Origin of the sequence: Streptococcus infantis, assembly GCF_047463175.1 — a bacterium.
Taxonomy (GTDB): Bacteria; Bacillota; Bacilli; order Lactobacillales; family Streptococcaceae; genus Streptococcus; species Streptococcus infantis_AC.
This window is the reverse complement of the sequence record NZ_JASHEJ010000001.1, coordinates 238,324-261,432: the sequence shown is the minus strand read 5'-3', so window position 1 is coordinate 261,432 and position 23,109 is coordinate 238,324. Positions and strand designations below refer to the sequence as shown.

General features: G+C 37.4%; 25 protein-coding genes and 2 pseudogenes. 11 read left to right on the top strand and 16 right to left on the bottom strand.

Features of this window, described 5'->3' with window-relative positions; translation table 11 throughout:
• Window positions 1-11: 11 nt before the first annotated feature.
• Genes pta through QM859_RS01375 form a run of 4 tightly spaced genes read right to left on the bottom strand, consistent with a single transcriptional unit; the run spans window position 12 to window position 3,371 of the window.
• Window positions 12-986: a phosphate acetyltransferase gene (pta, locus tag QM859_RS01390; protein WP_070678924.1), complete on the bottom strand. Its 975-nt coding sequence runs from the start codon at window positions 984-986 to the stop codon at window positions 12-14.
• Between the two features lie 15 nt (window positions 987-1,001).
• A complete protein-coding gene (locus QM859_RS01385; protein WP_414261848.1) occupies window positions 1,002-1,901 on the bottom strand; it encodes an RluA family pseudouridine synthase in 900 nt (299 codons plus the stop codon).
• Window positions 1,898-2,716, bottom strand: a complete 819-nt coding sequence (locus QM859_RS01380; protein ID WP_414261846.1) for an NAD kinase — start codon at window positions 2,714-2,716, stop codon at window positions 1,898-1,900. Before QM859_RS01380 ends, QM859_RS01385 begins: the two co-directional genes overlap by 4 nt.
• Complete coding sequence (locus tag QM859_RS01375) at window positions 2,700-3,371, bottom strand: GTP pyrophosphokinase (RefSeq protein ID WP_006152168.1); 672 nt, start codon at window positions 3,369-3,371, stop codon at window positions 2,700-2,702. Before QM859_RS01375 ends, QM859_RS01380 begins: the two co-directional genes overlap by 17 nt.
• Window positions 3,372-3,504: 133 nt before the next feature.
• Between QM859_RS01375 and QM859_RS01370 the strand changes: the two genes are divergently transcribed.
• The 7 genes from QM859_RS01370 (at window position 3,505) to QM859_RS01340 (ending at window position 8,284) form a co-directional block, all read left to right on the top strand.
• Window positions 3,505-4,074 (top strand): CYTH domain-containing protein, encoded by a 570-nt coding sequence (locus QM859_RS01370; RefSeq protein ID WP_414261845.1) that lies wholly within the window; start codon window positions 3,505-3,507, stop codon window positions 4,072-4,074.
• A gap of 122 nt (window positions 4,075-4,196) precedes the next feature.
• Window positions 4,197-5,147 (top strand): ribose-phosphate diphosphokinase, encoded by a 951-nt coding sequence (locus tag QM859_RS01365; protein ID WP_368909800.1) that lies wholly within the window; start codon window positions 4,197-4,199, stop codon window positions 5,145-5,147.
• Between the two features lie 15 nt (window positions 5,148-5,162).
• The gene (locus QM859_RS01360; protein WP_414261843.1) at window positions 5,163-6,278 is read left to right on the top strand and encodes a cysteine desulfurase family protein; all 1,116 of its coding nucleotides are present in this window, start codon (window positions 5,163-5,165) and stop codon (window positions 6,276-6,278) included.
• A 5-nt stretch (window positions 6,279-6,283) separates the two neighbouring features.
• Window positions 6,284-6,631 carry a DUF1831 domain-containing protein gene (locus tag QM859_RS01355; RefSeq protein ID WP_004252935.1) on the top strand — a complete coding sequence of 116 codons (348 nt, stop codon included), beginning with the start codon at window positions 6,284-6,286 and terminating at the stop codon, window positions 6,629-6,631.
• Between the two features lie 9 nt (window positions 6,632-6,640).
• Window positions 6,641-6,856 carry a DUF4649 family protein gene (locus QM859_RS01350; RefSeq protein ID WP_004252933.1) on the top strand — a complete coding sequence of 72 codons (216 nt, stop codon included), beginning with the start codon at window positions 6,641-6,643 and terminating at the stop codon, window positions 6,854-6,856.
• 81 nt (window positions 6,857-6,937) lie between these two features.
• Window positions 6,938-7,579 carry a redox-sensing transcriptional repressor Rex gene (locus QM859_RS01345; protein ID WP_004252929.1) on the top strand — a complete coding sequence of 214 codons (642 nt, stop codon included), beginning with the start codon at window positions 6,938-6,940 and terminating at the stop codon, window positions 7,577-7,579.
• A gap of 15 nt (window positions 7,580-7,594) precedes the next feature.
• On the top strand, window positions 7,595-8,284 hold the full coding sequence (locus QM859_RS01340; RefSeq protein ID WP_414261841.1) for a gamma-glutamyl-gamma-aminobutyrate hydrolase family protein: 690 nt from the start codon (window positions 7,595-7,597) through the stop codon (window positions 8,282-8,284).
• A gap of 23 nt (window positions 8,285-8,307) precedes the next feature.
• Here the strand turns inward: QM859_RS01340 and radC are convergent, their stop codons facing one another.
• Entirely contained in the window at window positions 8,308-8,988 is a 681-nt protein-coding gene (gene radC, locus QM859_RS01335; RefSeq protein WP_414261840.1) for a RadC family protein, read from the bottom strand.
• A 63-nt stretch (window positions 8,989-9,051) separates the two neighbouring features.
• Window positions 9,052-10,332: an O-acetylhomoserine aminocarboxypropyltransferase/cysteine synthase family protein gene (locus QM859_RS01330; protein WP_414261839.1), complete on the bottom strand. Its 1,281-nt coding sequence runs from the start codon at window positions 10,330-10,332 to the stop codon at window positions 9,052-9,054.
• 188 nt (window positions 10,333-10,520) lie between these two features.
• Here QM859_RS01330 and QM859_RS01325 point away from each other — a divergent pair, with 188 nt between their 5' ends.
• Window positions 10,521-11,216, top strand: coding sequence for a VIT1/CCC1 transporter family protein (locus QM859_RS01325; protein ID WP_016465853.1), 696 nt, complete (start codon window positions 10,521-10,523; stop codon window positions 11,214-11,216).
• Here the strand turns inward: QM859_RS01325 and QM859_RS01320 are convergent.
• From QM859_RS01320 to QM859_RS01275, 10 genes and pseudogenes are all read right to left on the bottom strand, one after another.
• Window positions 11,190-11,430, bottom strand: a pseudogene (locus QM859_RS01320) (IS5/IS1182 family transposase); the annotation flags it as partial. The gene QM859_RS01325 and the pseudogene QM859_RS01320 overlap by 27 nt on opposite strands.
• A gap of 74 nt (window positions 11,431-11,504) precedes the next feature.
• Window positions 11,505-11,707 (bottom strand): annotated as a pseudogene (locus QM859_RS01315) (transposase); the annotation flags it as partial.
• An 87-nt stretch (window positions 11,708-11,794) separates the two neighbouring features.
• Window positions 11,795-12,295, bottom strand: coding sequence for a hypothetical protein (locus tag QM859_RS01310; RefSeq protein ID WP_070678910.1), 501 nt, complete (start codon window positions 12,293-12,295; stop codon window positions 11,795-11,797).
• The gene (locus QM859_RS01305; RefSeq protein ID WP_004252896.1) at window positions 12,292-12,915 is read right to left on the bottom strand and encodes an ATP-binding cassette domain-containing protein; all 624 of its coding nucleotides are present in this window, start codon (window positions 12,913-12,915) and stop codon (window positions 12,292-12,294) included. The genes QM859_RS01310 and QM859_RS01305 overlap by 4 nt, the downstream gene beginning before the upstream one ends.
• On the bottom strand, window positions 12,912-14,885 hold the full coding sequence (locus QM859_RS01300; RefSeq protein ID WP_414261837.1) for an ABC transporter permease: 1,974 nt from the start codon (window positions 14,883-14,885) through the stop codon (window positions 12,912-12,914). The genes QM859_RS01305 and QM859_RS01300 overlap by 4 nt, the downstream gene beginning before the upstream one ends.
• Window positions 14,886-15,090: 205 nt before the next feature.
• Window positions 15,091-17,082, bottom strand: a complete 1,992-nt coding sequence (locus QM859_RS01295) for an ABC transporter permease (RefSeq protein ID WP_414261835.1) — start codon at window positions 17,080-17,082, stop codon at window positions 15,091-15,093.
• 1 nt (window position 17,083) lies between these two features.
• Entirely contained in the window at window positions 17,084-17,842 is a 759-nt protein-coding gene (locus QM859_RS01290) for an ABC transporter ATP-binding protein (protein WP_070678902.1), read from the bottom strand.
• A 341-nt stretch (window positions 17,843-18,183) separates the two neighbouring features.
• Window positions 18,184-18,456 carry a PspC domain-containing protein gene (locus tag QM859_RS01285; protein WP_414261834.1) on the bottom strand — a complete coding sequence of 91 codons (273 nt, stop codon included), beginning with the start codon at window positions 18,454-18,456 and terminating at the stop codon, window positions 18,184-18,186.
• A gap of 59 nt (window positions 18,457-18,515) precedes the next feature.
• Window positions 18,516-18,965 (bottom strand): SprT family protein, encoded by a 450-nt coding sequence (locus tag QM859_RS01280; RefSeq protein WP_414262184.1) that lies wholly within the window; start codon window positions 18,963-18,965, stop codon window positions 18,516-18,518.
• A complete protein-coding gene (locus tag QM859_RS01275; protein ID WP_414261833.1) occupies window positions 18,952-21,081 on the bottom strand; it encodes a Tex family protein in 2,130 nt (709 codons plus the stop codon). Before QM859_RS01275 ends, QM859_RS01280 begins: the two co-directional genes overlap by 14 nt.
• A gap of 155 nt (window positions 21,082-21,236) precedes the next feature.
• On the opposite strand from QM859_RS01275, the gene QM859_RS01270 reads away from it, so the two are divergent.
• Genes QM859_RS01270 through QM859_RS01260 form a run of 3 tightly spaced genes read left to right on the top strand, consistent with a single transcriptional unit; the run spans window position 21,237 to window position 23,086 of the window.
• Window positions 21,237-21,368: an SPJ_0845 family protein gene (locus QM859_RS01270; RefSeq protein WP_000268695.1), complete on the top strand. Its 132-nt coding sequence runs from the start codon at window positions 21,237-21,239 to the stop codon at window positions 21,366-21,368.
• Window positions 21,369-22,274 (top strand): permease, encoded by a 906-nt coding sequence (locus QM859_RS01265; RefSeq protein WP_414261832.1) that lies wholly within the window; start codon window positions 21,369-21,371, stop codon window positions 22,272-22,274.
• On the top strand, window positions 22,271-23,086 hold the full coding sequence (locus QM859_RS01260; RefSeq protein WP_414261830.1) for a TIGR03943 family putative permease subunit: 816 nt from the start codon (window positions 22,271-22,273) through the stop codon (window positions 23,084-23,086). The genes QM859_RS01265 and QM859_RS01260 overlap by 4 nt, the downstream gene beginning before the upstream one ends.
• Window positions 23,087-23,109 lie beyond the last annotated feature (23 nt).

The window sequence follows — 23,109 nt, the reverse complement described above, 5'->3', positions numbered from 1 at the left end:
GGATTTCAGTCTTATTGATGAACAGCTTGTGCTGCTGTAATTAGAGTTAGTTTGTAAACATCGTCAGAGTTACATCCACGTGAAAGGTCATTTACTGGTTTGTTAAGTCCTTGCAAAACAGGTCCAACTGCAGCAAATCCCCCTAGACGTTCTGCCATCTTGTAACCAATGTTACCAGCTTCAATACCTGGGAAGATAAAGACATTAGCTTGTCCAGCTACATTACTTCCTGGTGCTTTAAGAGCTGCAGTTTCTGGAACAAAGGCAGCGTCAAATTGCAACTCACCATCGATTTCAAGGTCAGGACGCAAGTCGTGTGCGATTTTAGTTGCTTCAACAACCTTGTCAACACTTTCACCAAAACCTGACCCCTTAGTTGAATAGCTAAGCATAGCAATCTTAGGTTCGATACCAAACATTTTAGCAGTGATAGCAGAGTTAATAGCAATTTCAGCTAGGGCATCAGCATCTGGGTTAATATTGATAGCACAGTCACCAAACAAGTAACGTTCAGTGCCACGAACCATAAGGAAGGCACCTGATGTACGGCTCACATTAGGACGAGTCTTAATGATTTGAAGAGCTGGACGAACTGTTGAAGCTGTAGAGTGAATAGCTCCTGAAACCATACCATCAACTAAGCCCATATAAACTAACATAACACCAAAGTAGTTAACATCGTTGATGAGTACTTCTCTCGCTTCTTCTTCTGTCATTTTTCCTTTACGACGTTCAACAAGTGAAGCTACCATATCTTCAAATTGTGGGTAATGTTCTGGATTGATGACTTCGTAACCTTCTGTAATTCCTTCGATTTCGAGATAGATTTTAATCTTGTCAGGGTTTCCTAGGAGTACAGGGATAACTTCTGTTTCTTTTACCAAGCGCTTCGTTGCTTGTAGGATACGTGGTTCTTCACCTTCAGGTAGAACGATGCGAGCATTTTTACCAACTAGGTTGGCTTTCAAACTTTCAAAAACTTCCATGAGTTTTGACTCCTTTTAAGATAAATTATTATTTGATAACTGTGTAATAAGTGTGTCGAAATCATCCGGCAGTGGGCATTCTAGCTCTAACTGCTCTTCTAAGAAAGGATGATAGAACGATAAGTAATGACAATGTAGAGCCTGGCGTTGGATGCCATGTTCTAAGCTTCCCCCATAAAGATCATCTCCAAGTAACGGAAATCCAATATGCGAGAAATGAACCCGAATCTGGTGGGTTCTCCCGGTGTGGAGACGAATATCAACTAAGTGAATATTCCCATAAGATGCCACGACTTGATAGGACGTATGGGCATATTTTCCACCCTTTGCTACTCGTCGAGTGATGATAGAATCTTCATCTCGGGCTATCGGAGCGATGATTTCTCCCTGAGGTTCTAGATGACCATCTCCCTTGACTAGGGCGTAATAACGCTTTTCGATAGCTTTTTTTTGCAACTGTTTATCTAATCTGGCATGCGCATAGCCGTGTTTAGCAAAAAGCATCAATCCAGAGGTATCTCTATCAAGCCGAGTCACAATATGAACCTGCTGATTCTCATAGTTTTGTTTTACATAGTAACCTTTGATAAAGTTGGCAATGGTATTGGAATGATTGACACTAGGGATTGAAGCGACTCCAAAGGGTTTGTTGATAATCAAGAAATGATCATCTTCAAATAGAATATCTAGAGGATAATCAATTGCTTCAAGTGTCTCGAATCCTTCCTCTGGCGGAATATCAATGACGACTTCATCTCCGATATCTAAGAGATAGGTTGCATTCTGCGGATGCCCGTTTACTCGAATATCACCACCTCGAAACTTAATCTTGGCAAGTAACCCTTTTGAAACTTCATGTTTTTTCAGAAAGGTTTTGACCTTGACATGTTCGTCGGCAATAAACTGAAACCTCATTCGTCCACCTCACCAATAAAGGCATCTTTAACACGATTCCAAAAACTGGTGTGGCTCGGCGTGGCTACAAAATGAATCTTGTGGTGATCAATCTGATACTCTATTTTCTCAATATTTCGGAAAGAATAAATACTATTATCGATTGAGATTGTGTGATAGTCATTTCGAGTCGGTATCAATTCTATCTTGTCTTTTTTTGGAACAATGATTGAAGAACCAAGTGTGCGGTAGATTCTGTTGTTCAAACTAGCAATTTCAGCTAATTGTAGGGCCTCTATGGTCGGGTGCAGTACTGCTCCACCAAGTGATTTATTATAAGCAGTACTTCCAGTCGGCGTTGAAACAGTTAGGCCGTCACCACGAAAGCGTTCGAAGGGAACATGGTTAATAATGACATCGGCAACCATTGTACGATCCGCTCGACGAATGCTAGCTTCATTTAGTGCTCGGAAAGACTTGACTTCACCGTTTTCGAGAAAGATTTTAACACTTAATAGTGGATAAGAAACACGAGCTCCATTATCCAATTGTAAATTTGTGACCAATTGGTCCAACTCATAATCACGATAATCCGTATAAAAACCTAAATGTCCAGTATGCACTCCAATAAACCGAACCTTATCCAGTTGATTTTCATACTTGTGAAACGCAGACAACAACATGCCATCCCCACCAATAGAAACGACAATATCTGGATTTTTATCATTCAGGATAAAATTATTCTTTTTTAATCGGTCTTTTAACTCAAATAGAACTTTCTGACTCTGAGGTTTACGGTTGGCAATTAGGTCAATTCGTTTACCTGTATTCTTCATCGGTATCGTCACTGTTTCCTACCCCGTCATTTAACTTTCTGTGCAAAGGATCAAAGAGCGCTTGTGCTTCCTGAATATCAGCACGTATTTTACTCATTTCTTCGTCTAGCTGATGAGAAATTCTGGCAGTAATCTCAAGCCTTTCTTTGATTTCCTCTGGGAAATCTCCTTGATATTTATAGTTGAGTGAATGTTCGATTGTCGCCCAAAAGTTCATAGCCAAGGTACGAATTTGAATCTCAACTAGAATCGTTTTCGCGCCATAAATGGTATCAACCGTATACTCTATAATCACATGGTAAGAACGATAACCTGACGCCTTACGATGATTGATATAATCACGTTCTTGAACAACTCTCATATCCTGTCTTTTACGAAGGATAGAAACAACCTCGTTTACGTCGTCTACAAATTGAACCATGACACGTAAACCTGCAATATCTTGCAAATCCTGTTCAAGTGTGTCATAGCCAATACCCCGACGTGCCATTTTTTCTTTGATACTTTCAATCGGTTTCACCCGACCCGTGACAAACTCGATTGGAGAATGTCGGTTTTGTTTTCTATATTGTTTTCGGATTCCTCGGAGTTTTATTTTTAATTCTCCGACAGCTTGAATGTAAGGATCTAAAAATTCTTCCCATTCTGTAATCATATAACTCTTACGTCCAATTCTCTATGCAGTTTCATTTATCTAGTTTTTGATTTTCTCATGAAAATCATATACAATAAATACAATGCTTATTATACCATAAATCGCTTTCAAATATAAAGAAAAGGTTGTAAAAATGAAACATTTAGAAATAGAAATGAAAACACTTCTCAGTAAAGAAGAATATGATCGATTGCTGGCTCAATTTTCTGAAGTCACTCCTGTTACACAAAGAAATTACTACCTAGATACGCCTGATTTTTATCTTCGCCAACATAAAATTGCTATGCGCATTCGTACGTTCGATACAAGCGCTGAATTGACTATTAAGATTCCTCAAGAAGTCGGAAATATGGAATACAACCAATCCCTTACTCTTGAGGAAGCTAAATATTGTCTTGAAAATTGTAAACTTCCTCAGGGGATGATTCTAGAAGAACTAACTAGCCGTGGACTTTCAACAAGTGGTTGGGTGGTTTTAGGTTGCCTAACTACTGTTCGTTACGAAAAAGAAACAGCAATTGGACTCATGGCGCTTGATCAAAGCCGCTACTTCGATATTGTAGATTATGAACTAGAGCTAGAAGTTGAGAATGGTGACCAAGGAAGTCTTGATTTTAAGGAGTTTTTACAAGCCAATGATATTCATTACAAGAAAGCTCCTTCTAAATTAGTGAGATTTATAGAAAATATGAAAAAAAACTGAAATTCTCTTCTTTTTTTGATAAAATAGAAGAGATAAAAAATAATAGAATCTGTGAAAGAAAACACTTTCCTTTAAAAATGTTTTTTCACCGATTTACTTAGTTTATAGAGGACGGTTTATCAATGTCAGATACAAAAAATATGAAGCTTTTTTCACTTTCATCCAATCATGAAATAGCTCAAAAAATTGCAGATGCTGCAGGTGTTCCACTTGGAAAGTTGTCATCACGTCAATTCTCCGATGGAGAAATCCAAGTTAACATTGAAGAAAGTGTACGTGGATATGATGTTTACATCATTCAGTCTACTTCTTATCCAGTTAGCAATCATTTAATGGAACTTTTAATCACAGTCGATGCTTGTGTCCGCGCCAGTGCAAATACAATTAATGTTGTCATGCCCTATTTTGGTTATGCACGTCAAGACCGTATTGCTTCTTCTCGAGAACCTCTTACAGCTAAACTTGTTGCAAATATGTTAGTAAAAGCTGGGGTTAGCCGTGTATTGACACTGGACCTTCATGCTGTTCAGGTACAAGGTTTCTTTGATATTCCTGTAGATAACCTCTATACAATTCCGCTATTTGCAAAACACTACATTGATAAAGGTTTAACTGGTCCAGATGTGGTTGTTGTCAGCCCTAAAAACTCAGGTGTAAAACGTGCTCGTAGCCTTGCTGAATACCTTGATGCTCCGATTGCTATCATTGACTATGCCCAAGATGATTCTGAACGTAGCCAAGGTTACATTATAGGAGAGGTTGAAGGTAAGAAAGCAATCTTAATCGATGACATTCTTAATACAGGCCGTACTTTCTCTGAAGCTGCTAAAATTTTGGAACGCGATGGTGCTACTGAAATCTACGCGGTATCAAGCCATGGATTGTTCGTTAACGGTGCTGCGGAGTTGTTGGATGAAGCTAATATCAAGGAAGTCTTGGTTACAGATTCTGTATTGACAGAAAGTAAAAAACCTAAGAATGTACAATATATTACCGCAAGCGAACTAATTGGTGATGCCATGGTTCGTATTCATGAAAGAAAACCAGTTAGTCCACTATTTAAATTTAAATAGAAATTAGGTGAGTTTTTGATTTATTTAGATAATGCTGCTACGACACCCATGTCATCTGCAGCTATCTCAGCAATGACTCAAGTCATGCAGGAGACTTATGGCAATCCTTCTAGTATTCATGGTCATGGGCGTCAAGCAGGAAAATTATTACGTGAAGCCCGTCAAGAGTTAGGAGGTTTACTAGGTACAAAACCCCAACACATTTTCTTCACTTCTGGTGGTACAGAAGGTAATAATACAGCTATTATCGGCTACTGTCTTCGTCATCAAAATCGCGGGAAACACATTATTACTACTGCTATCGAGCATCATGCTGTGCTTGAACCAATTGAATATCTGGTGGAAAATTTTGGGTTTGAAGTGACTATTTTAAAACCCGACAATCAAGAAATCACTGCAGATCAAGTAAAAAATGCACTGCGTGAAGATACTATTCTCGTTTCAACTATGTATGTTAACAATGAAACAGGCACTCTTTTACCAATCGCTGAAATTGGTCAGATTTTAAAAGTCCATTCAGCAGCTTATCATGTAGATGCTGTTCAAGCTGTCGGGAAGTTAGAGATTCTTCCTGAAGAACTAGGGATAGATTTCCTCAGTGCTTCTGCTCATAAATTTCACGGTCCAAAGGGTATCGGTTTCCTATACGCTGCTTCTACAGATTTTGATCCTTATCTTCATGGTGGAGATCAAGAACAGAAAAAAAGAGCAGGGACAGAAAATCTTCCCGCAATTATAGGTATGGTTGCAGCTCTTAAGGACGATATAGATCATCTTGAGGCTAACTTTAATAAAGTTCAAAAACTACAGAAAGTTTTTCTAAGTGAAATGGCTGGATCAACCTATTATCTCAATCAAGGTAAAGAGCAACTCCCTTATGTCCTAAATATCGGATTTCCGGGACAACGCAACGATCTACTACTACTTCGTTTAGACCTTGAAGGTATTTCTATTTCAACAGGTTCTGCTTGTACAGCTGGTGTTGTTCAGGTCAGTCATGTTCTTCAAGCCTTCTACGGAGAAGAATCTCCTCGCTTACACGAGTCTGTACGTGTCAGCATTTCACCTCAAAATACAGAACAAGAAATGATAACTCTTGCTAAAACTCTTAAAAATATCATCGGAGGATAAACTTAATGGCATTTGAACAAACGATTAAACTTAAAAATTGTCGTTACGAATACACACTTAGTCCAACTGTTAAAAAATTTACGCTTAAAGATAATACTTTTTTTGAAACTAAAGTTGGTAACTATGAATTAACGCGCCTACTTGAAAAAGTTCCAAATAGCGGAGAAGGATTCCAACTTAAGATTATCATCAACAAAGACTTAACTGGTGTAAAAATCAATATCACTGATAAATTTGGTCTACGTTTAGTTGATATCTTCAAATCAGAAGAAACTCATATCCACCAAGAGAAATTCTACTTTTTGATGGATAGCCTGGTTGAACGTGGCGTATTTACAAAAAGCGAAAGATAGAAGGTCATTATGTTTCGATTAACTTACAAGGACTCCTATCAAGTAGAGCGTGTGCAAGAATATGAAGACTATGAAGCTCTGATGCTCTCTCTATCGGGTTGTGTAACTCTACCTGATACTACTCATATTACTTCATTAACACATGATGGAGTTGAAATCTATCAAGGGCTTCTAGGTAACCTCTACCGCTTTTTAAGAACTTACCACGAAACGAAGATAAACTAAGAATTTTCTTAGTTTTTTTTCGTTATTGTTGCAATTTTCACAAGCTTTCTATAAAATAGTAGATAGAAAGGTTGTGATTTTGTGAAAGAAAAACAGTCTGCTATTCCTAAAGCAACAGCAAAGAGACTTTCTCTCTATTACCGTATTTTTAAAAGATTTAATGCCGAGAAAATTGAAAGAGCTAATTCCAAACAAATTGCAGAAGCGATTGGAATTGATTCTGCAACTGTTCGTCGTGACTTCTCTTACTTTGGCGAACTTGGACGTCGTGGATTTGGCTATGATGTAAAAAAGCTCATGAACTTTTTCGCTGATCTTTTAAATGATAATTCTATTACCAATGTTATGCTGGTAGGTATTGGAAATATGGGGCATGCCCTCCTCCACTACCGCTTTCATGAGCGTAATAAAATGAAAATCATCATGGCTTTTGACCTAGATGATCATCCTGAGGTTGGTACCAAGACACCCGACGGTGTTCCAATCTATGGAATCTCTCAAATAAAGGACAAAATTAAGGATAGTGATGTTAAAACTGCTATTCTTACTGTTCCTAGTGTTAAATCTCAAGAAGTTGCGGAACTTTTGGTTGATGCTGGTATCAAAGGTATCCTCAGTTTTTCTCCTGTTCACCTGCATCTTCCTAAAGACGTAGTTGTTCAGTATGTCGATCTTACTAGCGAACTTCAAACCCTCCTCTATTTCATGCGAAAAGAGGATTAGAAAGCGAATTGATTTATGAAAAAACCAGTTATTGGGATTACAGGAAACGAAAAAGCCCATCCAGACGATGAGCTTATGATGAGTTACGCTGCCAAAGGCTTTGTGGAAGGAGTTAAGGAAGCTGGAGGTATCCCCATTATCCTACCAATTGGTGATGAAGAAATGGCCGGTTACTACATTAGTTTAATTGATAAACTTATTTTAACTGGTGGACAAAATGTTGACCCTAAATACTATGGTGAGCCAAAAGCTATTGATAGCGACGATTACCACCTTCAACGCGATATTTTTGAGTTAGCCCTCATTAAAGAAGCAATCAAGCAAAAGAAACCTATTTTTTCTATCTGTCGTGGTACTCAACTTTTTAACGTAGCCATGGGCGGGTCTCTTTATCAAGATATCGAAGATCATTGGCAAGATACTTCCGCTGAATACACCACTCAGCGACTTGTCACCGAACCAGGTACTATTCTAAGAGAAATCTATGGAGAAATCTCTCATATCAATTCTTTCCACCATCAGAGCATCAAAGATTTAGCTCCCAATCTTAAGGTTGTAGCACATGATCCTAAGGATGGTATTATCGAGGCTGTAACAACTACGGACGGCTTCCCTTATCTTGGTGTTCAATGGCATCCCGAATTTCTTTTTGAGAATCGTCCAAAAGATAAAACGCTTTTTGACTATGTGGTCAATGAATTGTAAAACCTGTATATAATACAGGTTTTTTAAATCATATCCGTCTTCTCGCGGTAACTAAAGTAATCAGAATGCGAGACAATTAGATGGTCTAATAAGACCAAGCCCATTAACTCACAGGCTTCTTTAACAAGCTTGGTAACATGATTATCGTTGGGGCTAGGAAGTACTGCTCCTGATGGGTGATTGTGAACCAGAATCACAGACGTTGCCATATGCTTTAAGGCATAGTGGAGAATTTCCCGTGGTTCAGCAATACTTCTAGTAGCAGATCCGATGAAAATGGTTTGCTGATGAATAATTTGATTTTGTGTATTCAGATAGAGCGCCACCAGGTGCTCTTGTTTTTTATCCCCTAGTTCATCTTGCATCTTTTTCGCTAACTTTCGACTACTAAGGATACTCTCCATCTCTACTGTTTCACGTTTATGAATCCGATAGCCTAGTTCAATCATGGCTTGTAGTTCGATAGCTTTAACTCGTCCTATACCTGATAAAGTCTGCAATTCCTGTAGGCTCATTTTTTTTAGATCGGTTAAACATGTCAGTTGATTTAAAACCTTCTGCGCAATTTCAAAAACATTAGCTTGTTTGGTACCTGTTCGTAATAATATAGCCAATAATTCCTGATTACTCAGAGCTCCCACTCCTTCTCTTACTAATCTTTCTCTAGGTAAGAGTGAATCTTCTTGAAATGATATACTATACATAAAAATCCTCCTCACTTTATTATTCGTGAGAAGGAAGTTAAATCAGATAAATTTTATCTATTTTTAAATACTTTCAAGAGCGAGTCGAAGGTCTTCAATCAAATCATCGACATTTTCAAGACCAATGGATAAACGGATTTGATTTTTAGTTACTCCTGCTGCTTCAAGATCAGAGTCAGACAATTGAGCATGGGTTGTAGTTGCCGGATGAACGACCAATGATTTGGCATCTGCTACGTTTGCAAGGTTTGAAAAGATTTCTAAGCTATCAATCACCTTACGAGCTTCTGCTTCTCCGCCTTTAACATGGAAGGTAAAGATTGAACCAACACCTTTTGGTAAATATTTCTCCGCCAAGGCATGGTAAGGGCTATCAGCTAATTTTGGATAATTGACTTTTTCAACTTTTGGATGGTTCACAAGGAAATCAACGATTTTCTCAGCATTTTGAACATGACGTTCAACACGGAGAGATAGTGTCTCAAGACCTTGTAGGAGCAAGAATGAGTTAAATGGTGAAAGGGCAGCTCCCATATCGCGAAGCAATTGCACGCGAGCAGCAACGATAAAGGCTGCAGCACCAACATCACGAGTATAGCTGATATTGTGGTAGCTTGGATCTTCATCGACTAATTGAGGGAATTTCCCTGAAGCAGCCCAGTCAAACTTACCGCTATCAACAATGACACCGCCAATAGTTGTACCGTGTCCACCGATAAATTTAGTCGCCGAGTGAACCGAGATATCTACACCGTGTGAAAAGACATTGATAAGATAAGGCGTTGCAAAGGTATTGTCTGAAACCAAAGGAATCTGATGTTTATGAGCAATTTCAGCTATTTTTTCAATATCAGGAATGTTGATAACTGGATTACCCAAAGTTTCAATCAAAACAAGTTTGGTATTATCTTTAATCGCTGCCTCTACTTCTTCTAGATTATCAATATCAACAAAAGTTGTGGTGATTCCGTAACGAGGAAGGGTTTCTTTCAACAGGTTAAAGGTCCCACCGTAGATAGTTGAAGCTGCAACCACATGATCACCTGCGTGAGCTAGTCCAAGGATAGTATAAGTAAGAGCTGCCATTCCAGAAGCTGTGGCAAGTGCACCTACTCCGCCTTCAAGAGCTGCAATACGCTCTTCAAAGGCTGAAGTTGTTGGATTGGTAATACGAGTATAGATATTTCCAGCTTTTTGAAGGGCAAAAAGGTCTGCCCCCTCCTGTGTATCTTCAAATACAAAAGATGTTGTTTGGTAAATTGGTACAGCACGAGACTTGGTAGTAGCATCTACCACTTGTCCTGCATGCAATTGAAGAGTTTCAAATTTAAATTCACGAGTCATCATCAGACCTCCAAAGATTTCATTAAATTAATTGTATCATCTATGGCGGTCAGTTTCAAATAAAACTTTATTATATAGGATAAGAAATAGCTATGGCATTTATTAGAATTGAAAAACTTTTTTCAGATAGTTTAAAAAGTTTGTATTCGCTATTCCTATACTTTATAATGAATATAAAGGAGAAGACTATGTCAGAAATTACACATGAAATTGATTCAAACTTCGCTGGTCGTTTAAACATTTTACGTGCTGGTGTGCTCGGAGCCAATGACGGGATCATTTCCATCGCTGGAGTTGTTATCGGGGTTGCCAGTGCAACCAGTAATATCTGGATAATCTTTCTTTCAGGTTTGGCTGCCATCTTAGCGGGTGCCTTCTCTATGGCTGGAGGTGAATATGTTTCAGTATCCACTCAAAAAGACACAGAGGAAGCCGCTGTAGCCCGTGAGCAATTACTTTTGGATAAGGATATCGAAGCCGCAAAGAAATCTCTCTATGCTGCTTATCTTCAAAATGGTGAGTGTGAAACTTCAGCTCAACTTTTAGTCAATAAAGCTTTTCTTAAAAATCCACTTAAAGCCTTAGTTGAGGAAAAATACGGAATCGAGTATGAAGAGTTTACAAATCCTTGGCATGCTGCAGCATCTAGCTTCATCGCTTTTGTTCTTGGTAGTTTACCACCAATGCTTTCCATTACCATCTTTCCAAGTGACTATCGAATCCCTGCTACTGTTTTTATCGTTGCGATTTCTCTATTGATTACAGGTTACACCAGTGCCAAACTCGGGAAAGCCCCAACTAAAACAGCTATGATTCGTAACCTTTGTATCGGTCTTTTGACCATGGGAGTTACCTATCTATTGGGTCAGTTGTTTAGTATTTAAGTTAAAAATTGACGCTGAGCAAAAACTAGCTTTAAAATAAAACCACACAGTGATTTCAGTCTTGAATTCCATCAAGAAGAAAGAAATACTGTGTGGTTTTTTGAACAATAGATATTTTAGAGGCTAGATTTTTGACTAATTTTGTGAGATTCATAGTCATGAAGATGAATCCTATCTCTGTTTCGACTGCTTGTTTGTTTCTAACACGCACTCTTCAAAGCAACAATTAATCTATGCTCTACCATTTTCAGGGTTCATTTGAACGATTTTATGTCCATAGAACACTTAAAGAGCATAGGCGAACAGTGCATCTTCATAAGCATAGTTGGATGAAATCTAGGGTAACCAGTATGAGAATTTTCCTATAGAAACATTTGACTTGGGATACTGTCAACAAATAAACTAATCATTTAATATTCATGAGTTGTTAGAATATCACAGAACAGAATTACTTCCAAACTTAGCTGATTTATGTTATAATCTGTAACCATTACCAACTTAAAGACGCAATCATCAAGATAAGATACTAGGATTAAAAATTGACTTTTTTTCTATCAAAACAGGCAAATAAATCGCAATCACTTACTTTTTTCTTTAAAAGATTCATATATTTTTTTATATACCACTTTTATATCTTTTTTCTGAGAATTCAACTCTTCATTACCGTAGTCAAAATTTGCTACTACAAATCCCTCGTCAGCATTAGAAAAAGTAAAAAATTCTATTCCAATGAGTTTATTATGCTTAGAGTCCTCAATAGTGTCTCCTAAATTATTATTAAATTGCTTCACTTCTTCTTCACGAACTCCGAACCCAGAAGCAGCACCATTTGCAATGATGTTTGAAAATACTTCTTCTGAAGACGCTACTTCTTTCACAGTTATGATGTATGTAGCTTCTTCCGTTTCTACTTGTTTCACTTTATTCCATTTTTCTGTATCACTAGAAGAAACCGTAAAAACTGTTAACTCCAACGTTGGTTTATTGGTATTCTCTTTTGAGATCATTTGTTTTCTAAAAAAGAAGAAGGCAAGTAACCCAGCTACAAAGATCAAAGCAATATAAATTATCTTTTTCATACATTATCCCCTATATCTTTCATATCAATGATCACATCAACTTTATTATAGACAGCTGGATCATGCGTCGCTATAATAACATATTTGTCTTCATCTCTTTCATTTAATAATAAACGAATAATTTCTTTTCCAATCTCACCATCTAAAGCTCCTGTGGGTTCATCTGCTAAGATAATTTTACGTGGTTTCATTAACATTCTAGCAATAGCTACACGTTGAGCCTGCCCTCCAGACAATTCATATATTTTTTGATGTAAATAGTCGCTCGACAGTCCTACTTTTTCAAGTACATCAGTTATTATTTTTTTGTCTTTAGTGATAAGTTTCAAATTATCATATACTGTTTTGTTCTCTATTAAAGAATAATTCTGAAATACATATCCAACAGTATTTTTAAAGAAGGTTCTTTCTTTTATCTTCCAAATATCCTGTTCATCAACTAAAACATTCCCACTATCAATTTTTTCTAATCTTCCTATAATATTAAGAAGAGTACTCTTACCAGAGCCAGAACCTCCAATCAATGCATAGCTTTTTCCAGATTCAAATCTTAAATTTAAGTCTGTAAAGATCTTTTTTGAGCCGAAACTTTTTGAAACGTTCAAAAGATCAATTGTCATGTTTCATCTCCTTTTAAAATTTTAGTATAGCTTTCAGATAATTTTCTAAAACTCATGATTATTGACAACATCAAAACCAGCAGAGAAGCAAGACCAATATATAGCAGCTCTATTTGCCCTGTCATAAGAAATGTAAATAGAATAACCATTGTAATAGTCATCATAAAGTACTTGAGACTTGAAATTGCTATATATGTTTTTGACAGACCCAAAATGATTTTTTTCACATATTCATTCTGTTTTAGGGCAATATAAAGTTGGACATATTGATAAATGAGTATAAAGACAATACTGTAAATTATCTTCTGCAAGATTTGTGACAGTAGAATTTGGTGCTCTAAGGATTGGATCTTCAACTTCACAATTTGGTAAACATCTACTGGATTCATTGAAACATTCAACTGGGTAGTCATCTCATTTATTTTTTTTACCGCTTCAGGACTAAAAAGAGATTTATATAGTATATTACTAGCCAAAGAAAACTTGTTGTTTTCGATCATTTTGTCTGTATCTAACACAACAACAATGTTATCTTTGCTATCTGCTACACTTGCCATTGGAAAAATATCTTTATTTTTATGATCGATATCAGCATCCTCATTGAAATAAAAAATTTTTTCACCATCAGGAATTATTTGTACTGCAAGTTCTTCTTTTGTATAGTTTGTTCCAATAAATTGTTCTGCTACAACTGTATTCTCAATAGATTTCTGGTTTTCTTTCCATTTTTCAGGAATATAGATGGTTGCTATCTTATTATCTAAAAGATGATAGTTTGTTCCATTCACTTTATTTTGTAGGTTAGCACCTGTTTGATTGATATAAATCAGATCTTTATTTATTTCTGGGTTCGTTATTCCATCATTTTCTAATTGTTTAGAAAAGTCTTCTAAAGCATGAGATGTATCTGGAACATAGGCCGAGGATCGTTCTATATATAAATAATCTAAGTTTTTTAAGGAAGCAGCTATCTGTAGATACTGACCATCCGAATCACTTACTTCTCCATTTTTAGCAGAGTTATTTTCAATTCCAAGGAACTCAATCCTTCTCCAGTCTTTTACTGTGTCCCATGGTACTAAATTCTGTATCTGTATGTTAATACTGGATTGGCTACTCTTTGTTTCTTGTAAAAAAATTCCTGATACAACGATAATAATCGAAATAATGGCAAGCCATACGACAAAAATAAGCTTGTTTTTCGCCTTGTTTTTGATAATTTCAATGGGCTTTTCAATCTGAATCGTCAACCAAAATAAAACAAAGGTGATGAGATCAATGATTTGAAATAGTATAAAATTCGTTATAAGCAGAGAGAAAAATAACTTAGAACTATAGGTTAAGAAACCATTTCCCAAAAAAGAACTGTAAGAAATCATCAATAAAGCCATCATAATCAGTTCAAAAATAAGAGAAATGCCATACTCTCTTCTAAGGTCGTATACAGGCAAGCCCAAAGAACGTCGTATCACTCCTTCTTTGATCTGCCTCGTCCTAACAACAAATAAAACAACTAATAAAGTTAAGTAAATGGAACCCATTAACAGTATTCTTAAAGTTCCAGTAAATTGTAAGATTCCTCCTATATACCAAGGATAAGCCATATAGACTGTTTGTAGTCCTGTCATCGTAAGTGGTTTCAAACTGTCTACATCCATTTCCCCAAGGGTGTAATACATCCCTATTATCGGTACTGACTTTAACTGTTCATTGTTTGCATCATCGAAATTTACATACTTCAACTGACCCGAACTCTGAACAATCGGCTTGTAAATGGTAACATTTTCCGTTTTTGATAGGTCACGAATCATTTCGTAAATTTCGTTATTAGAAAGATTGCTTTTCCCTTGAATAGAAAAAGCACCATCAATTGGTAAAGGTATGGGCGTTTCGGTATCGCTAATAGTGACCAGACCAATTGCAGCAATCAAACAAAAGAAGAATCCAATGATACATAATTTTAATTTCATAAGCACTTACCATATCTTTTCATTGGGACTCTTGTTTTCATAAATTATTTTTAGAATCCATAATAATCCCAATATGCATTTAAGCGAACATCGTTTCAAGATTTTTTCTTGAAATGTCTATCTATAATCTTTTTTATCGTGAACTTTAACGTTCCCAAAATATTCGTTGGGGTTAATACTATGATTCCTTGACAAACACTTCTTATTATATTTGAACAATCTTGCGATAACTTCTTGAAGTAATCATAAAGATAAGTACGTAGATGAGGGCAAAGATACTACAAATGGAAAGTGTTACACTTAACATCATAGCTGTATCCACACCACCAATAGCCTTGAGAATCAAACTCAACATGTGATAGGCAAAAGCAAGGTGTAGGAAGGCAAAGATTACAGGGAGGAAGAAGACAGTCAAAACCTGCTTGTTAATGGTTTGCTTGATTTGTTTTTGATCCAAACCAACCTTTTGCAGGATGACAAAGCGTTCACGGTCTTCATAACCTTCTGAGATTTGTTTATAGTAGATAACCAGTACAGTACCTATCATAAAGATGATAGAGAGGAAAATACCAATAAAGAGGACACCTCCATAGAGAACATTCATTTGGGCAATTGCATCACTTGAACCATTACCCCCGTAAACCATAGCATCTTCACTCTTGAGATTATGACTAAAATTGTTCACATACGCATCAAAATCATCAGTTAGCTTTAACTGTTCCTCTTGACTAGCAGTTACATCCATACCACCGTAGAACTGAGTGTAGACAGCAGAATCTTGGTATTTATCTAAAAAGCTTTGAAGATCTGGTACAACAAGGTAGTTATAATCTGAAATCAAAAGAACATACTGGTTTGAAACATGATTGATGACAAAATCTTGCTGGATTGCTTCCTTGATCGTATAGTTCTGGTTGTTCAGACTAAATGCTTTCTGACCTTTAAGTTGATCATTTCGAGCCCAAAGTCCTACTTCATTACCAGTAAGGTTTAGCTTTTGTCCAGTCATTTTTTCATAATCTTTTTGATCAAAAACCAGAAAGACTGTCTTAGGCATGACATTGTTTTGCCCTTTTTCAAAGGTGGTTAATTTGGTCCCCTCTTGACTCGAAAGACCGAAACTTGCATAATTGAGGACGTCCTTATTGCTGATCGTTAGGTTCTTTTCGCTAGCGTATTGAGTCAAAAGCTTGTCTAAATCCTCAACTTCTACATGTTGTCCCTTAACATCAAAATCATGAGGATACATGAGTTTTTTCATATTCTCAGATCCGTTGTAGATACTAGTAGCTGCTGACATAGTAACCAAAACCATGGTTGAAAGGATGGCAATGGTTGCTAATCCGACAGCATTTTTCTTCATACGAAAGATAAGATTCGAAACAGAAATGAGGTTGTTTGGTTTGTAGTAGTACCTCTTGTTTTTCTTGAGCAACTGTAAGAAAACTGTAATACCTGCATTGAATAGGAGGTAGGTTGCAAAAATGACCAACATAACGGCTATGAAGAAAGTTAAGACCGCTGAAACTGGATCTTTTACGCTTTGTGCTAGGTAGTAGCCACCACCTAGAGTAATTAGCCCTACAAGTGTCTGAAGAACTAGGAAACGCCCCTTCTTCTCACCCTTTGCTTTTTCTCTAGAAAGCTGTAGAGCATCCATACGGATAATGCGTACAGCGTTCAGGAAAACGATGACTAAAAAGATAAAACCGAATACCAGAAGGATTGAAAGCACTACAGACCATTGGAAGGTTGCAACTAACTCTACCTTCATCTTTGCAAGTTTAAGTAGTAAAGCGAAAATCAGATTATCAAAGAGGGCACCAATTCCAATCCCGGCAGTGACTGTTACTAGCCCAAATATCAAGAGTTCCTTAAAGGTCATACCAATCAAATGGCGCTTTTCTAAGCCCAACATGCCATATACACCCAGTTCTTTTGAGCGATTTTTCATGACAAAACTATTGGCATAAAGCACGATAATGGCAGATGCAAATGTCACAACGACAAGACCTAGTTGTAGGGTAAATTGAATAGCTGATGCACCACGTAAATCCACAATTTTAGGATTAAAGGCTAGAGAGTAAAAGAGATAGCTGATAGTGACTGCCAAAATGACAGACAAAGCAAACGGATAATAGAGTTTGCGGTTTTTGATTAAGTTGGATATGGCCAACTTATTGGTTAATCGAAACATACTAGTTCACCTCACTTGCCATAACAGTCAAGGTGTCAGAGATTTCTTGGAACATCTGACGATCCGTCTTTTCACCACGGTAGATTTGATTATAGAGAATACCGTCCTTGATGAAAAGAACACGTTTTGCACGGCTAGCTGCTGCTGTTGAGTGGGTCACCATGAGAATGGTTTGCCCTTGCTCGTTGATCTGATCAAAGATATCAAGGAGGGCTGCAGATGATTTAGAGTCTAGGGCACCTGTTGGCTCGTCCGCAAGAAGAATTTCTGGTTCTGTGATGATAGCCCGTGCAACTGCTACCCTTTGTTTTTGCCCTCCAGAGATTTCATAAGGGTACTTCTCTTGCAATTGATTGATGCCAAGATTTTCAGCCGTTACGACCAATTTTTTCATCATTTCTGTAATAGGCTTTCTAGACAATACCAAAGGGAGTAAGATATTGTCTTTAACAGAAAGCGTATCTAACAAATTGAAGTCTTGGAAGACAAAGCCTAACTTTTCACGACGGAAGCTTGATGCTTCAGAATTTTTAATGGTAGCTGTGTCAGTTCCGTTTAGGAAGACCTGCCCACGCGTTGGCTTGTCAAGCATAGCAAGAATATTGAGTAGAGTAGATTTACCAGATCCAGACTCACCCATGATAGCGACGTAGTCGCCTTTTTCAACGGTAAAGTGAATATCTTTCAGGGCTTCTACTTGGTTGCCTTGGAATCGTGTTTTATAAATCTTTTGAACGTGTCTTACATCTAATAATGTCATGATAATCTCCTTTTTAATATTCCATTAATTGAAACTGAGCCTGCATAATAGAGCAACCGAGCTGAACTCGCTCGATCTCTTTTGGACTTGGTTTACTTGTTTGTTTCTTTTGTAAAATATTTTTCATAGTATTGCTACTTTATCTTTCTGATATAAGTGTACTCTAAAAAAAGAGTTGGTTCCATAACATAACCTTACAAAAGAGGTCTGTAATCTTACATTTTTGTAAGATTGGATTATTTTTTTGATATGAACTACTATTAGTTTACCACAAATTTTTAAGCAAAAGAAAAACCCTTGATACTACAAGGGTTTAATACTTCAAATGAATGGTAATATGGTTACCAAAACCAACCTTCATTATCATTAATTGGTTCAGCCTCTTTAATCTTACGTGGGCCAGTTCCATACATTTCTGCTTCGATATCTTCCTTTGTTGGCAAGATAGAGGCTAGGATGATGTAGATGATGATTCCAAGTCCGAAGTTTGCGATTGTAAAGATAGCAAAAATAAAGCGCACAAGAGTAACATCAAGGTCCCATTTATCAGAGATTCCAGCAAGTACTCCTGATATCATACGATTTCGTCTCATTTTATAAAATTTTCTATTCATGATTTTTACCTCTTTCGGTATTCTTGAAATAAGTATAACATGAACTAAAACACCCTGCATCAGTCCTTAGGCGGATTTTGCAAAATGAGTTTGCCACGACAGAGACCACAAAGATAACGTTTAGTATCAATTCGTCGCTTTCGTTGATAGGTTTGGTGACAAGTCTGACAAGTATAGACTAGAACTGGAGTTTGAATGACACTTGATAAGGGAGGAACAAAGCGGAGCCCGTCTACTTCTTTTAACAGTTTCTTAAAGGCTACATCTTTATGTTTATACCCCTTGCCCTCATAGTATAGATGATAATGACAGAGTTCGTGACGGACAATTTTCCGAAAAACCTCTAAACCAAGTTCTTGATAGACTTTTGGATTAAAATCCAAATGCCCATCCTTTGGAAAGAATCGCCCACCTGTCGACCGTAGGCGAGTATTCCATTGAGCTTGGTGTTTGAAAGGTTTCCCAAAGTCTTCTAAAGAAACTTGTCGAACGTAGTTAGTTAGATTCATCTGGTGCAAGGAGCGACAGATTTACTTTTTCTCGTTGGACATCAATCTTCTTCACCCAAATGGTTACCAAATCACCAACTGAAAGGACTTGACTCGGATGTTTGATGAATTTCTTGCTCATGTGAGAGATATGAATCAGGCCATCCTCGTGAATACCAATGTCAACAAAGGCACCGAAGTCAACGACGTTACGGACAACGCCCTCAAGCTTCTGGCCAACTTTCAAGTCTTTGATATCCAAGACATCCTGACGAAGGACTGGAGCATCAAAAGAATCACGGAAATCACGACCGGGTTTTAGAAGGTCTGCAATAATATCTTTGAGAGTTTCTTGACCGAGGTCTAATTCTTTGGCCATTTCCTTGATAGAAATAGATTTTAGTTTGGCTTGTGCTTCTTCATTTAAGTCTTTAATGTCCAAACGTTTGAAGAGTTCCTTAACAGCAGCATAGTTTTCTGGGTGAACACCTGTGTTATCAAGGATATTGCTACTTTCAGGGATACGGAGGAAACCTGCAGCCTGTTCAAACGCTTTAGCACCTAATCGAGGGACTTTCTTGATTTGGGCGCGTGAAGTGATTTTACCTTCTTCTTCACGATACTTGACGATATTTTCAGAGATTGTTTTGTTAAGCCCAGCTACGTGCGAAAGTAAGGCTGTACTTGCTGTATTGACATTGACACCAACTTGGTTAACTACTGTATCAACAACAAAGTCTAGACTTTCAGACAGTTTCTTTTGACTAACATCGTGCTGATATTGACCGACACCGATGGATTTGGGATCGATTTTAACCAACTCAGCAAGTGGGTCTTGCAAGCGACGAGCAATCGAAATAGCAGAGCGTTTCTCAACGGTTAAATCAGGAAACTCTTGACGAGCAAGTTCACTAGCTGAGTAGACAGATGCACCGCTCTCATTTACAATGACATAGCTGACCTCAGGAAAATCTTTAAGTACTTCAGCTACAAAGGCTTCGCTCTCACGACTAGCAGTACCATTACCGATAGCAATGATTTCCACACCATATTGGCCAATTAAATCTACCAGATCTCTCTTTGCTTCTTCAATCTGACGAGCTGAAGCTGGTTTAACGGGATAAATGACTTGCGTTGTCAGCATCTTCCCAGTCGCATCTACAACTGCAAGCTTGGCACCTGTACGAAAGGCAGGGTCAAATCCAAGGACCACGCGCCCCTTAAGAGGTGCAACAAGGAGAAGATTTCGAAGGTTTTCTGAGAAGAGTTGGATAGCTCCTTCTTCTGCCTTTTCTGTTAATTCTGTACGAATACGGCGCTCAATAGCTGGTAATACTTTTTTCTTGACAGATTGCTGAATAACTTCGTCAATATAAGCATTCTTAACTTTAAAACGACCACTAAAGAAAGATAGAATCCGATCAGTCGCATGCTCAAAGCCAATTTTCAAAATGCCTAGCTTCTCACCACGATTAAGGGCAAGCGTACGGTAACCTTGCATGTTTGCAACTGTTTCTGAGAAATCGTAATAAATCTGAAAGACTTGTTTTTCATCAAGACTCTCATCTTTGACTTGAGAAGTAATCTTAGAGCGTCTAAGTACCTCTTGATAGGTCATTGAACGTAAATGAACATCCTCAGATAGTGCTTCAACCAAGATGTCTACAGCCCCAGCCAAAGCTTCTTGAGGAGTCTCGAAACCTTCACAGACAAATGCTTCTGCTTCTTTTTCTAGGTCAGAAACATTTTGTAAAATCAAGCGAGCAAGTGGAAAAAGTCCAGCCTCACGCGCAATCGTTGCCTTGGTTCGACGTTTCTCCTTATAGGGAAGATAGAGTTCTTCTACATCTGCGAGTTTTTCAGCTGATAGAATTGCTTCTTCTAACTCCTTAGTTAGCTTGCCTTGCTCTTTGGTTTTTGCTAAGACCGCTTCCTTTCGATCATTTAGAGCAGTTAAACTCTTATCGAGGTCGATGATAGCCTTAATGGCAACCTCATCTAGACTTCCGGTCATATCTTTCCGATAACGGGCGATAAAGGGGATAGTTGCTCCTTCTGCTGTCAAAGACAAGACAGTATCAATCTGCTTTAAAGTTACACCCAAATCTTGGGAAATTTTTTCATATTTTTTATCCATAAAACTATTATACCATAAGGAAGAAAGCTTGTTTTCATTAATTTGTTGCTTTATTTCAACTTTATAAAGATAAAAGCCATGTTTATTTTAAAATCCAACTATTTCTTAGAAATAATAGTATAATAGTGTTAACTAAAAGAATCGAGGTATGCCTTATGGCTGTTAAATTTACAAAAACTGATGACTTAGATAAGATGTTCGAAGAATTCGCTAAACTACCTGATTTGAAGCAAGTAACATTTCCAGACGACAAAGAAAAGAAAGATAAGGCAGAAAAGAAAAAATAGATGACACTCATTCAAAGTTTACCTTCTAGTGTGTTACAAGCTGGCGCCATTTTTCTTTCAATTATCATTGAAGCTTTACCCTTTGTCTTAATCGGTAGCATCATCTCTGGTGCCATTGAAGTCTATGTCACACCTGAGAAGGTTTATAAATTTCTCCCTAAAAATCGCTTGGGGAGAATCTTTTTTGGTAGCTTCATCGGTTTCCTCTTCCCTTCTTGCGAGTGTGGAATCGTTCCAATCATCAACCGCTTTTTAGAAAAGAAGGTTCCTAGCTATACAGCTGTTCCCTTTCTAGTAACCGCTCCTATCATTAATCCTATCGTACTTTTTGCGACTTATTCAGCCTTTGGTCATTCAATTCAAATGGTTTTTCTAAGAGCTTTGGGCGCTATTCTAGTTGCTACTATATTGGGTATCTTTCTTGGTTTTGTCTGGGAGGGACCTATCCAAAAAGAAAATAGATTGGCTTGTCATGAGCATGATTTTTCTCACTTGAGTAAAAGTCAAAAAATCCTTCAGGTATTCATTCAAGCTATTGATGAATTCTTTGATATGGGACGTTATTTGATCTTTGGCTGTCTGTTTGCCAGTATAGTCCAAGTTTATGTTCCAACTCGTATCCTGACATCTATCAGCGCAACACCACTACTTGCGATTGTTCTTCTAATGGTTTTGTCCTTCCTTCTATCACTCTGTAGTGAAGCGGATGCCTTTATCGGATCTTCTCTTCTATCAAGTTTTGGCTTTGCTCCAGTTCTTGCCTTTCTGGTTATAGGTCCCATGCTTGATGTCAAGAACTTACTCATGATGAAGAATTATCTCAAAACTCGCTTTATTTGGCAATTCATGACAATTGTAACTCTTGTTGTTCTTGTCTATTCTTATCTAGTTGGGGTGATGCTATGATTCGATTTTTTATCTTATTTGGCTATTTTATCTTAACCCTTTATCTGCACCTATCAGGTAAGCTCAATCAGTATATAAACCTCCACTACTCTTATCTGGCTTATATCACTATGTTTTTATCTTTGCTACTAGCCATTGTCCAATCCTATATTTGCTTCAAGCGTTTGAAAGAACATAGTCACTTACATAGTTTTTCAGCCAAGCTTGCTAGTTTAGTCCTCTTAAGTTTGCCCTTATTAATTGGATTTACATTTCCAACTGTTACTCTGGATTCACAAACAGTATCGGCAAAAGGATATTATTTCCCTTTGTCGGAGGGAACTGACAAGGCAATCCAAGCAAGTGAAGGAACGAGCAGTCAGTATCTTAAGCCGGATACCAGTCGCTTTTATTCACAAACAGCTCATGAAAATATCATTCGGAAGAGTGCTGATAAATACTTAGCTCAATCTAGGATAGTTATCAATGATGAAAATTACCTGGAGGTCATGGAAGCTATCTACGATTTTCCAAACGAATTTGAAGGTAAGGAAATAGAGTTTACTGGCTTTGTCTACAACGATCCAAATCATACCAATAGTCAATTTGTTTTTCGCTTTGGTATTATGCACTGTATCGCTGATTCAGGAGTTTTTGGCCTTTTGACTACAGGAAACACCAATCAATATGAAAATAACACCTGGGTGAAAGTCAAAGGTAAGATTAGCAATCACTACCACAAAGAACTCAACCAAGTCCTCCCAACCCTTGAAGTCCAGTCCTTCATCAAAGTAGACAAACCAGAGAATCCTTATGTTTACAAAGAATTTTAAAAAGTAGCCTGAGGGGGCTACTT

Coding starts and splice junctions, on each gene's coding strand:
- pta (WP_070678924.1), bottom strand. CDS start 986: ATGGAAGTTTTTGAAAGTTTGAAAGCCAACCTAGTTGGTAAAAATGCT.
- QM859_RS01385 (WP_414261848.1), bottom strand. CDS start 1,901: ATGAGGTTTCAGTTTATTGCCGACGAACATGTCAAGGTCAAAACCTTT.
- QM859_RS01380 (WP_414261846.1), bottom strand. CDS start 2,716: ATGAAGAATACAGGTAAACGAATTGACCTAATTGCCAACCGTAAACCT.
- QM859_RS01375 (WP_006152168.1), bottom strand. CDS start 3,371: ATGATTACAGAATGGGAAGAATTTTTAGATCCTTACATTCAAGCTGTC.
- QM859_RS01370 (WP_414261845.1), top strand. CDS start 3,505: ATGAAACATTTAGAAATAGAAATGAAAACACTTCTCAGTAAAGAAGAA.
- QM859_RS01365 (WP_368909800.1), top strand. CDS start 4,197: ATGTCAGATACAAAAAATATGAAGCTTTTTTCACTTTCATCCAATCAT.
- QM859_RS01355 (WP_004252935.1), top strand. CDS start 6,284: ATGGCATTTGAACAAACGATTAAACTTAAAAATTGTCGTTACGAATAC.
- QM859_RS01350 (WP_004252933.1), top strand. CDS start 6,641: ATGTTTCGATTAACTTACAAGGACTCCTATCAAGTAGAGCGTGTGCAA.
- QM859_RS01340 (WP_414261841.1), top strand. CDS start 7,595: ATGAAAAAACCAGTTATTGGGATTACAGGAAACGAAAAAGCCCATCCA.
- radC (WP_414261840.1), bottom strand. CDS start 8,988: ATGTATAGTATATCATTTCAAGAAGATTCACTCTTACCTAGAGAAAGA.
- QM859_RS01330 (WP_414261839.1), bottom strand. CDS start 10,332: ATGACTCGTGAATTTAAATTTGAAACTCTTCAATTGCATGCAGGACAA.
- QM859_RS01325 (WP_016465853.1), top strand. CDS start 10,521: ATGTCAGAAATTACACATGAAATTGATTCAAACTTCGCTGGTCGTTTA.
- QM859_RS01310 (WP_070678910.1), bottom strand. CDS start 12,295: ATGAAAAAGATAATTTATATTGCTTTGATCTTTGTAGCTGGGTTACTT.
- QM859_RS01305 (WP_004252896.1), bottom strand. CDS start 12,915: ATGACAATTGATCTTTTGAACGTTTCAAAAAGTTTCGGCTCAAAAAAG.
- QM859_RS01300 (WP_414261837.1), bottom strand. CDS start 14,885: ATGAAATTAAAATTATGTATCATTGGATTCTTCTTTTGTTTGATTGCT.
- QM859_RS01295 (WP_414261835.1), bottom strand. CDS start 17,082: ATGTTTCGATTAACCAATAAGTTGGCCATATCCAACTTAATCAAAAAC.
- QM859_RS01290 (WP_070678902.1), bottom strand. CDS start 17,842: ATGACATTATTAGATGTAAGACACGTTCAAAAGATTTATAAAACACGA.
- QM859_RS01285 (WP_414261834.1), bottom strand. CDS start 18,456: ATGAATAGAAAATTTTATAAAATGAGACGAAATCGTATGATATCAGGA.
- QM859_RS01280 (WP_414262184.1), bottom strand. CDS start 18,965: ATGAATCTAACTAACTACGTTCGACAAGTTTCTTTAGAAGACTTTGGG.
- QM859_RS01275 (WP_414261833.1), bottom strand. CDS start 21,081: ATGGATAAAAAATATGAAAAAATTTCCCAAGATTTGGGTGTAACTTTA.
- QM859_RS01270 (WP_000268695.1), top strand. CDS start 21,237: ATGGCTGTTAAATTTACAAAAACTGATGACTTAGATAAGATGTTCGAA.
- QM859_RS01265 (WP_414261832.1), top strand. CDS start 21,369: ATGACACTCATTCAAAGTTTACCTTCTAGTGTGTTACAAGCTGGCGCC.
- QM859_RS01260 (WP_414261830.1), top strand. CDS start 22,271: ATGATTCGATTTTTTATCTTATTTGGCTATTTTATCTTAACCCTTTAT.